Source organism: Bacillus cereus group sp. BfR-BA-01441 (genome assembly GCF_022663075.1).
GTDB lineage: Bacteria > Bacillota > Bacilli > Bacillales > Bacillaceae_G > Bacillus_A > Bacillus_A cereus.
Genome location: NZ_JAKUEU010000052.1, coordinates 25,319 through 35,902 on the forward strand (window position 1 = coordinate 25,319; position 10,584 = coordinate 35,902).

Here is a 10,584-nt window from a genome sequence, read left to right on the forward strand (position 1 = left end):
AAACTAAAATTTGCTTGGTTTTTTACTTTATTATTTTCATATGTTCAAACGGATAATAAATGCCTGCTAACTTTCCTAACACATCTTCTCTATCAATAAAACCTAAACCATTTCTACTATCTTTACTTATTAAGCGATTATCTCCCATAACAAAAATCTTATTTTCGGGAACTGTAATTGGTCCAAAGTCCTCTGTTAAATTCATAAGTTTTTTTTCTGCTTGTTTTTTATTACTATCCAAATACTCTTCATCTTTCACTTCAGAATTTACATATAATTGATCATTTCTCATCTCAATTATATCTCCAGGTAATCCAATCACTCTTTTGACATAAAAATTATCTGTTTTCATAACAATAATATCTTCTCTCCCATAGCTTTCAAATTGTTTTGCTAACTTATTAACAATCACCTTATCTCCATCTTGCAACGTTGGCCTCATAGATGCTCCTTTTACAGTCGTAGGGAAAAACACAAAAATTTTCGCCAAAAACACCAATAAACATGCGATTGCAATAGTTCCAAAGAATTCACGCCAATGTTTTTTCTTTTGCATCATTTCACCATCTCATCATCTTTTTACTTTTATTATAAATAATACAACCGATATTTTTCTACAAAATTCCGAATTATAAAATTATAATATTAGAAATTTCAAAATGGTAATACTGATCAAATTAAACAAGCAAAAAAGATACTCTCAAAATAGTCTATTCACTATTTTGAGAGTATCTTTTTATAATCCCACATATACAATACACATTTGAGCAGCTACATATGTAAACCAAATCCAAAGTGGCTCATACTTCAATTTACGCCCTCCGATATCTGTCACGCCAATAATAAAATCAGAAATCACAAATAGTAAACCACCAAACGCTGGTATCCACCATATCCCTGTATTTTCATAATATAAGGCGAATGCAAAGCAAGCCATTCCTCCAACCCACAATCCGTAAATTAGAGCTCCTATCGTAAACAATTTATCCTGTTTATCATTTCGGATAAAGAAGAACCATCCTACAATTAGAAAGAGCCCATATACGAGTAAACCAATCCAAAAACCATTCCACGAAATTCCTGTTTGCAAAAATGCTTTTACATAAAAACAATGAGCAAGAGCGAAAGTAACCATCCCTCCAATTAACCTGTGACCAATTGGAATCAGCCCAGCCATAAACAAATCTCCCACAGTCGATAAAGTCATACCAAGTGCAACCCACGTACTATACTCTACAGATGGATCTTGTAACCATATCCAAATTGCACTACCTGTTAAAGAAAAACTAAGAATAAGACGGATTACTAAAGGTAACGGCATATTATCTTTCGTTCTTTTTGTCTGCCGCATTGCATAAATTGCACCAATTAAAAAAAGAAGTATTTGCCCAATTAACACCACGTAAAGTAGATTCATAACATGTTCTCCTCAATAAATGCTTTTTGTATCTTTTTTCGTTACACTTAGTCTATTATCCTTTTTCTATGAAAAAAAGAAGAACAGTACTGTTCTTCCATTGTAATCGCTTTTCTGCTCTCTATGCTACTTGTTTTTCTTGCTCCATTTTTTGCTTAGCTGGCGTTCGATTTACCACAATAATTCCCGCGGCTACACATGCTAAACCGAGTAGCACAAATGAATGAATTGCTTCACCTAAAATCATGCTCGATAATAACACACCAAATACGGGTATAAAGAACATATACATAGATACTTTTCCAACCTTGTTGTACTTCATAATTGTATTCCAAATGCAAAAACCAGCTGCAGATAAGAAAGATAAATAAATCAGCATAAGTAGTGCATGTAGACTAAATGTAAATGGCATGACTCCAACTTGTAAAGCCCCTATACATAATAATCCTATAGAACCAAACATCATTTGGTATGCTGTCATATAGCCAACATCTAATGTTTTACTACCTTCTTTTGCTAATATGTTTCCATATGAATACAGCATTGCTGCACTAAGAAGTAATAAGCTTCCGATTCCAAAATGAAATGATAAGCTACCATCACTCGGCACATTTACTAAAATGACGCCACAAAAACCAATCGATACCCCAATTATTTTTCTTATATTGAGAGCATCATCTTTATATAAAAAATGGGCGAGTAAAATTTGAAAGAATGATGATGTCCCTGAAATGATAGCTCCTTCAATTCCTGAACTATAACTCATTCCAATGTAAAAACAGATATATTGAAGAAACGTTTGGAATAAACCAATTTGTATTAACTGTTTCCCCGTTCCTTTTTTGAAGCTCATATCTTTTCCTAACACTTTAAAGAATAATAAGAGCATGACTCCAGATAACAAGAAACGATAACCGGCAAATAATATTTGTTCTCCAACTTCTTGTGGTTGAATTCCAAGTTCAGCATAACTTAACTTAATAAAAGGAAATGCGCTTCCCCATAAAAAAGTTGCTACTATTGCAGCAATAAATACGCCAATCGGATGGGTAAAAAATTTCTCTGTCTTCACTTGTTGTCTTCCTTTCCGACCTTTTTATGAACAATATTCATATATACCAAAGGAATTGCGAAAACACAAGTTTTCCGTTTATACTTGAAACAAAACCGTACCATCTCATAAAAACATATGATATACTATAGAATAATTACAACATAATAACTATTAAAAACAGATTAAACAGAAATGCTGCTATCCATTATGGATGGCAGCTTTCGTCGTTTTATAGGGGTTTCGATTTTGATTATTTTTCTCAATAAGAATTCGGAAGGAGCGAGTAGTAATGAACTCAGAAGTAAAAACGTTACACGCAAAAGAAACAATTTCTCATCCCTCTTTATGGGACACATTAAAAAAACATTATGAACTTGTATTTGCAGTGGCATCTGGTATTTTTATTTTAGCTGGCTGGCTATTCACAAAGAACGATGCAATGAATGTAGGTATTACTTGCTATATCCTTGCTTATATAGTTGGTGGATATGCAAAAGCTAAAGAAGGCATTGAAGATACGATTGAAGAAAAAGAGCTAAATGTTGAAATGCTAATGCTCTTTGCAGCTATCGGTGCTGCAATTATTGGCTACTGGGCAGAAGGGGCTATTTTAATCTTCATCTTTGCGCTCAGCGGTGCTATGGAATCTTATACATTAAGTAAGAGCCAAAAAGAGATTTCCGCTCTTCTTGACTTACAACCCGAAGAAGCATTACGCATTTCCAACGGAACAGAGGAACGTATTCCTGTTGGAGAGTTACAAATTAACGACATTATTTTAATTAAACCAGGTGAACGTGTTCCTGCTGACGGTACGATTCATAACGGTGAAACAAATATCGATGAAGCAGCAATCACGGGAGAACCTATTCCAAATGAGAAAAGATATGGCGATGAAGTATTTGCAGGTACTGTAAATTTACGTGGTGCTATCGAAGTTAAAATTACGAAGCCGAGCGATCAAACATTATTCCAAAAGATTATTCGTCTCGTACAAAGTGCACAAAGTGAAAAATCACCATCACAACTATTCATCGAAAAGTTTGAAGGAACATACGTAAAAGGTGTACTACTCGTTGTTGCGCTTATGATGTTCGTTCCTCATTTCTTACTTGACTGGAGCTGGAATGAAACGTTTTATCGCGCTATGATCTTACTTGTAGTCGCATCTCCTTGTGCACTCGTTGCTGCCATTACACCAGCAACGTTATCAGCCATTTCTAACGGAGCAAGAAATGGAATTCTCTTTAAAGGTGGCATACATTTAGAACGCCTCGCTTCAGTAAAAGCAATCGCCTTTGATAAAACAGGAACATTAACGGAAGGTAAACCTACCGTAACAGATGTATATGTTCGAGAAAATATGACAGAAAAAGAAGTACTTTCTATTACAGCATCAATTGAAAGTCACTCTACACATCCTTTGGCTGAATCTATTGTTAAATATGCACAACATGCGTACGACATTACATTAAAAAAACCAGAAAAGGTTGAAGATGTAACTGGTTTTGGGCTAAAAGGAATATTCGAAAACAACGCTTATAAAATAGGTAAAGCTGATTTTATCGGTGAAGAAACAAAAACATTTCATAATGGTATTTCTGCCTCACTTGAAAAGGAAGGTAAAACTGTCGTTTATATTAGTGATGAGGGAGGCATTCTTGGACTTATCGCTTTAAAAGATACGCTTCGCCAAGAAACAATAGCTGCTATTCGTGATTTACAAAGCATTGGTGTCGAAGCAATTATGATTACTGGAGATAATGAAGAAACGGCAAAAGCAATTGCCTCTGAAAGTAATATAAAGGAATATTACGCATCATGCTTACCAGAAACAAAAGTTGAAACGATTAAAAAGTTAAAAGAAAAATACGGTACAGTAGCAATGGTCGGAGACGGTATAAATGATGCACCTGCACTAGCTACTGCTAGCATTGGTGTCGCAATGGGAGAAGGAACAGATGTAGCTTTAGAAACTGCGGATGTTGTACTGATGAAGAACGAACTATCTCGTCTTTCTCAAGCGATCCGTCTATCAAAACGAATGAATCGTATTGTGAAGCAAAACGTAATCTTTTCGCTAGCCGTTATTGCCATGCTAATTTGTTCAAACTTCTTGCAATTTTTAGCTCTTCCATTCGGTGTTATTGGCCATGAAGGAAGTACGATTCTTGTCATTTTGAATGGCTTACGATTATTAAAAGGAAGCAAATAAAACGGGTCCCTCATAGAGGACCCGTTTTTTTTAATGATAGCTATTATGACCGTTCGCACTGCTACTCGTTTTATGCTTTGGATGCGAACTGCTCTTTTGTTTATTATTACTTTTATTATTATGGTTCTTTTTATTATTACTCATGAAATATCCCCCCTGTTCCTTTTTATTATGGAACAAGAGCTCATTATTCATTACGGGAATTATTGTCACCGGTTCTATAATGGTGGAGTAAACCATTAATTTCACCGCCAAGTAAAATTACCCATCCAGTTAAGTAAAACCATAACATTAAAATAATGATACCACCGAGACCACCATATGTATTGGCGTAATTCGCAAACTTATCTACATAATAAGCAAATGAGTACGATACCACAATCCATCCTACAGTAGCAAATAACGCCCCTGAAATAACTTCTCTTCTTTTTAACTTTCGATCTGGTGCAAATGTATATAAGAAACTAAACAAAGCAAATAGCACGAAGAAACTCGCTACTAATCGTGTAATGCTCCATACGAAAGAAAAACTATCTGATAAACCGAGTGCTTTAAACACTGCTGCTCCAATAACTTGTCCGAATACCGGAACAATTAACGCAAAGACAATCATAAAAATAATAGCTAATGTAAACACAATTGATAACGCTCTTGTTGTAATAAAAGAACGTGTTTCCTTCACGTCATAAGCGCGGTTAAAAGCATTCATAACCGCATTAACACCATTTGAGGCAAACCATAACATGGATAATAAACCAAATGATAATAAACCACCATTTTGCTGGTTTACAACTTTATCTACATTTACCTCAATTAAGTTCATTGCATCATCTGGTACATAAACCTCTAATAAACTAAGCACATCCTCTGTTTGAATGGGAATAAATCCAAGAAGCGTAATTAAGAAAACGAGCCCAGGAAAAATTGCAAGCAAGAAGAAATAAGCGAGCTGTGCTGCCAAGCCCGCTACATCATCGCGCATCGTCCGGTCATATAAATCTTTACCAAACGAATAAGTACGATTTCTTCTCACCTTTTCTAAAATTTTTCTCATATATGTTTAAACGCTTTTCTTCTCTTCTTTATCTTGCTTTAACTCAATGTACGCTTCAGTTTTTTTTTCCACTGCATTTGAGTCTTTCATAAATAATTCACGCGCTTCTTTCATACCACCATCTTCAGCAACTATTGGCTCTTCTTCTACTTTCAACTCATCTACCTTTGGAGATACAGCTTGAATTTCGATCGTTTCTGGCTTTTCTTCTGGCTCAACTTTTTTCTTACTAAAAATTTCTTTCGTTTCTTTTAACGTCTCTACAACAGATGGCGTTAATTTTTTAATTTCTGCTACTTTCGCTTTTACCACATTGAAATCAGCAAGTTCGCGTCCTTTATCTGTAACAGTTTGCACTTTTTCTTTGATCTTTGCATTTTCACCAATTTCAATCATCTTTGTTTTTGCTTTTTCTGCTGTATTTTTTACTTTTTCGCGGTTTTCTTTCTTTAACATGGATACAGCTACACCTGCAGCTACACCAATCGCAATGTTTCGAGCAATATTATTTTTCTTTGCCATATTCCTTCACCCTTTCATTTCTTATGTTAGAAAGTATTTCTTTCTAAGCTTCCTCATATTCCTTGTTCATTTCGAATGAAAGCTAATAGCTTTGCACACCCTTCTGTTACAAGGTCATATACTTCTTGGAAATTCCCTGTATAGTAAGGGTCAGGAACGTCTGTCCAGCCACCGTCTGGAACAAAGTCGGACAGCCTACCAATATAGCCTCCAGTTTTACCTAAACTTTTTAAATCTGCTATATTCTTGTTGTCCATGGCAATAATATAATCAAACTTTGTTAAGTCTTCTTTTTCTACTTGCCTTGCTTTAATTCCTTCAAAAGTGACTGCATTTTCTTTTAAAATTTTTTGTGTTCCTTTATGTGGCGGATGGCCAACGTGCCAATCTCCAGTTCCTGCAGAATCAATGACAATTTTCTCTTCAAGTCCCTCTTTTACGACAAGATTTCGAAAAATCGCTTCTGCCATCGGAGAACGGCAAATGTTCCCAAGACAAACAAACAATACTTGAACCATATTTTTGTTTCTTCCCTTCTTGGTGCATTTCTTAATATATACTTATAGTATAAACAACCAATTATTAAATATAAAGGAAATCCCTACTAATTTAATGGGATTGAAAAGATTCATTAACTAAAATGATAAAAAATGTTAAGATAGCCTTATGTTATTTTAAAGGGGGACACTTCGGTGGATTTATCCGTAAAGTCAGAAGAAAACGTTGAATATATGGTCGAAGCTATTAAAGAAAAATTACGTATGGTTAATGCTGGAGCGATGAGAGCTGCTAGTTTTAACGAAGAAATGTACGAAGATTTACGTGACATTTATGATCATGTTATGAAACGTGAAACATTCAGCATTAGTGAAATGCAAGCCATTACAGAAGAATTAGGTACATTAATTAAAAAGTAAAAAAGCCTCTCTTATATGAGGCTCTTTTTTACTTCCAACAAATTCATGACAACTCTTCTCTTTTCCTCAACCAACTGTAAAATATTGTACAATAGAAGTAGAACCTCACCTTAGATTTTTTCTCCATACATACTACTCACAAATAATAGCAACACTACCATTGCTAACTGTTTTTACTGGAGGTGCTTACTTATGAGCAATTGGTACAGTAAGACGAAAGATCAAACATTGATTGACCTAGAAACAAACGAACAACACGGTTTAACAGATGCGATTGTAAGTGAACGTTTAAAGCAATACGGTTCTAATGAATTAGCTACAAAACAAAAACGCACTTTATGGCAGCGTATTTTCGCCCAAATTAATGACGTCCTCGTATATGTCCTTATTATTGCTGCCCTTATTTCTGCCTTTGTAGGTGAATGGGCGGATGCCAGTATTATCGCGCTTGTTGTAGTTTTAAATGCTGTTATCGGTGTTGTCCAAGAATCGAAAGCAGAACAAGCTTTAGAGGCATTGAAAAAGATGGCAACACCTAAAGCTATCGTCAAGAGAAATGGTGAACTAAAAGAAATTCCATCTGAGCACGTCGTTCCAGGGGATATCGTTATGCTCGACGCCGGACGATATATCCCCTGCGATTTACGCCTTATCGAAACCGCAAATTTAAAAGTTGAAGAATCTGCTCTAACTGGTGAATCTGTCCCTGTTGATAAAGATGCAATCTACCACCCTTCCATGCAACGTGATGAGCAAGTACCACTCGGCGATCAAAAAAACATGGCCTTTATGTCTACTCTTGTAACATATGGAAGAGGCGTCGGTGTTGCTGTTGAAACTGGAATGAACTCACAAATTGGTAAGATTGCTACCCTTTTACATGAAGCAGACGATGATATGACACCACTTCAAAAAAGCTTAGCACAAGTCGGAAAATATTTAGGCTTTGTCGCTGTAGCTATTTGTATCGTTATGTTCCTCATCGGTTTTTTACAAGGCCGGGATACGTTAGAAATGTTTATGACTGCTATTAGTTTAGCCGTTGCAGCTATCCCAGAAGGCTTGCCAGCTATCGTTTCCATCGTTCTTGCAATTGGTGTGCAACGTATGATTAAACAAAACGTTATCATTCGCAAACTACCAGCTGTTGAAGCCCTCGGTTCTGTCACAATTATTTGTTCAGATAAAACAGGTACGTTAACGCAAAATAAAATGACCGTTACTCACTTTTATAGTGATAACACATACGATCGCTTAGAAAGTTTAAATGTAAATAATGATGCGCAACGTCTATTGTTAGAAAATATGGTGCTATGTAATGATGCATCTTACAATAACGAATCACAAACGGGAGACCCGACTGAAATTGCACTTCTCGTTGCTGGAACCACTTTTAACATGCAAAAAGATCATTTAGAAAAAATACATGAACGTGTTAACGAAGTACCTTTCGATTCAGATCGTAAAATGATGTCAACTGTACATACATACGATGAAAGCTACTATAGCATGACGAAAGGCGCTATTGATAAGCTCTTACCTCGATGTACCCATATTTTTAAAAACGGCAAAATCGAGATTTTAACTGATTCTGATAAAAATCAAATATTAGAAGCTGCCGGAGCAATGTCTCAAGAAGCTTTAAGAGTACTTTCATTCGCATTTAAACAATACGATTCAAACGATGTGGATATAAATCATCTTGAAAAAAATCTTATCTTTATTGGTCTTGTCGGTATGATTGATCCACCACGAACTGAAGTGAAAGATTCAATTAAAGAATGTAAAAAAGCCGGTATTCGCACAGTTATGATTACTGGTGACCATAAAGATACCGCCTTTGCAATTGCCAAAGAACTTGGCATTGCTGAAGAAATATCGGAAATTATGATTGGAACTGAATTAGATAACATTTCTGATACAGAACTAGCTAGCAAAATTAATCATTTAAATGTATTCGCTAGAGTCTCTCCAGAGCATAAAGTGAAAATTGTAAAGGCATTACGCGCGAAAGGAAATATCGTTTCTATGACTGGTGATGGTGTCAATGATGCACCATCTTTAAAGCAAGCTGATGTTGGCGTTGCGATGGGCATTACAGGAACAGACGTTGCAAAAGGGGCAGCAGACGTCGTGTTAACAGATGATAATTTCTCATCTATTGTGAAAGCCGTTGAAGAAGGTAGAAATATTTATCGTAACATAAAAAAATCAATTCTCTTCATACTCTCTTGTAACTTCGGAGAAATTATCGCTTTATTTTTAGCGATTTTACTCGGCTGGGCAACACCACTACGACCTATTCATATTTTGTGGGTGAATTTAATTACAGATACACTGCCTGCATTATCACTTGGGGTTGATCCTGAAGATCCAGATGTGATGAAGGAAAAACCACGACATGCGAAAGAAAGCTTATTTAGTGGCAGCGTTCCTTTCCTGATTTTCAATGGAGTTATCATTGGACTTTTAACGCTAATAGCTTTTATCGCCGGAGCAAAATTCTATACTGGAGATACAAATTTATTTCCTCTTTTCCCAGAGCGAATTGATGACGATGCTCTATTACACGCTCAAACGATGGCATTTGTCGTTCTTAGTTTTTCTCAGCTCGTTCATTCATTTAACTTGCGTTCAAGAACGAAATCAATTTTTTCAATTGGGATCTTTACAAATAAATATTTAGTTTTCTCCCTTCTTATCGGTGTTCTTATGCAAGTTTGTATCATCTCCATCCCGCCCCTTGCAAATATATTCGGTGTACATGCATTAACGATGCGAGATTGGGGATTTGTTCTCTTATTAAGTATCATTCCACTTATTGTGAATGAGATTATTAAATTAGTGAAGAGAAACTAAAAGGCAATGAGGAATAGTCCTCATTGCCTTTTCATTTATCCTACTATTTTCCGTGCAGTAAAACTCCCACCTCAAAATTCAGTTTGAGCAAAGAAGTTAGGTGATGGATTAACTGCCCATAAATGTCCAATTGGTGAAGGCTAATAATCGGTGTTGATGAACAAAACCCCACTGATTAAAGTTTCACTTTATCCTTGTAATTCTTTTTTGATATTCTCTGTTAATGTAGCCATACGCTTGCGGCTTTCTTCACGCTCACGTTTATTTTGTTCTTCAATTTGTTGTGTTTCTTGCATACCTCTTGAAATAATGTTCCAAGTTTCCTCAAGTGTTTCCATCTTAATACTAGAAGAACCTGATAATCTCGCTACTTCTACACTTTGCGTTGCGATATTTTGTGCATTTTTCTTAAGTAATTCATTTGTACGGCGATCCAGTTCAGCCATAGAATCTGCAACAAGCTTTTGGCGCTTGGCATTTACCGCTTGAATGATACCATTTTTAAAGATAGGAATCGTTGTAATAAATGCTGTATTAATTTTACCA

Annotated in this window: 10 protein-coding genes; 3 read left to right on the forward strand and 7 right to left on the reverse strand. The window is 35.6% G+C overall.

All coding sequences use genetic code 11. The features are described from left to right. Nucleotides 1–22 precede the first annotated feature (22 nt). The 3 genes from lepB to MR107_RS19900 form a co-directional block, all read right to left on the reverse strand. Nucleotides 23–559 (reverse strand): signal peptidase I, encoded by a 537-nt coding sequence (gene lepB / locus MR107_RS19890; protein ID WP_025687051.1) that lies wholly within the window; start codon nt 557–559, stop codon nt 23–25. Between the two features lie 177 nt (nt 560–736). Continuing rightward, a complete protein-coding gene (locus MR107_RS19895; RefSeq protein WP_001051082.1) occupies nt 737–1,417 on the reverse strand; it encodes a lysoplasmalogenase in 681 nt (226 codons plus the stop codon). 121 nt (nt 1,418–1,538) lie between these two features. Continuing rightward, entirely contained in the window at nt 1,539–2,489 is a 951-nt protein-coding gene (locus MR107_RS19900) for a DMT family transporter (RefSeq protein WP_000845696.1), read from the reverse strand. 271 nt (nt 2,490–2,760) lie between these two features. On the opposite strand from MR107_RS19900, the gene MR107_RS19905 reads away from it, so the two are divergent. Further along, nucleotides 2,761–4,686, forward strand: coding sequence for a heavy metal translocating P-type ATPase (locus MR107_RS19905; protein ID WP_086408061.1), 1,926 nt, complete (start codon nt 2,761–2,763; stop codon nt 4,684–4,686). 187 nt (nt 4,687–4,873) lie between these two features. Here MR107_RS19905 and MR107_RS19910 read toward each other — a convergent pair whose 3' ends face one another. Genes MR107_RS19910 through MR107_RS19920 form a run of 3 tightly spaced genes read right to left on the reverse strand, consistent with a single transcriptional unit; the run spans nt 4,874 to nt 6,780 of the window. Next, entirely contained in the window at nt 4,874–5,740 is an 867-nt protein-coding gene (locus MR107_RS19910; RefSeq protein ID WP_001226536.1) for a YihY/virulence factor BrkB family protein, read from the reverse strand. Between the two features lie 6 nt (nt 5,741–5,746). Then, entirely contained in the window at nt 5,747–6,262 is a 516-nt protein-coding gene (locus MR107_RS19915; RefSeq protein WP_001085389.1) for a DUF4075 domain-containing protein, read from the reverse strand. A 53-nt stretch (nt 6,263–6,315) separates the two neighbouring features. Further along, a complete protein-coding gene (locus MR107_RS19920) occupies nt 6,316–6,780 on the reverse strand; it encodes a low molecular weight protein-tyrosine-phosphatase (protein ID WP_000250916.1) in 465 nt (154 codons plus the stop codon). Between the two features lie 174 nt (nt 6,781–6,954). Between MR107_RS19920 and MR107_RS19925 the strand changes: the two genes are divergently transcribed. Both MR107_RS19925 and MR107_RS19930 read left to right on the forward strand, forming a co-directional pair. Continuing rightward, entirely contained in the window at nt 6,955–7,179 is a 225-nt protein-coding gene (locus MR107_RS19925) for a DUF1128 domain-containing protein (protein ID WP_000366196.1), read from the forward strand. A 192-nt stretch (nt 7,180–7,371) separates the two neighbouring features. Continuing rightward, nucleotides 7,372–10,038, forward strand: coding sequence for a cation-translocating P-type ATPase (locus MR107_RS19930; protein ID WP_242292628.1), 2,667 nt, complete (start codon nt 7,372–7,374; stop codon nt 10,036–10,038). Between the two features lie 188 nt (nt 10,039–10,226). Here MR107_RS19930 and MR107_RS19935 read toward each other — a convergent pair. Next, nucleotides 10,227–10,584 (reverse strand): toxic anion resistance protein (locus tag MR107_RS19935; protein ID WP_242292629.1); only part of this gene is annotated, 358 nt, incomplete at its 5' end.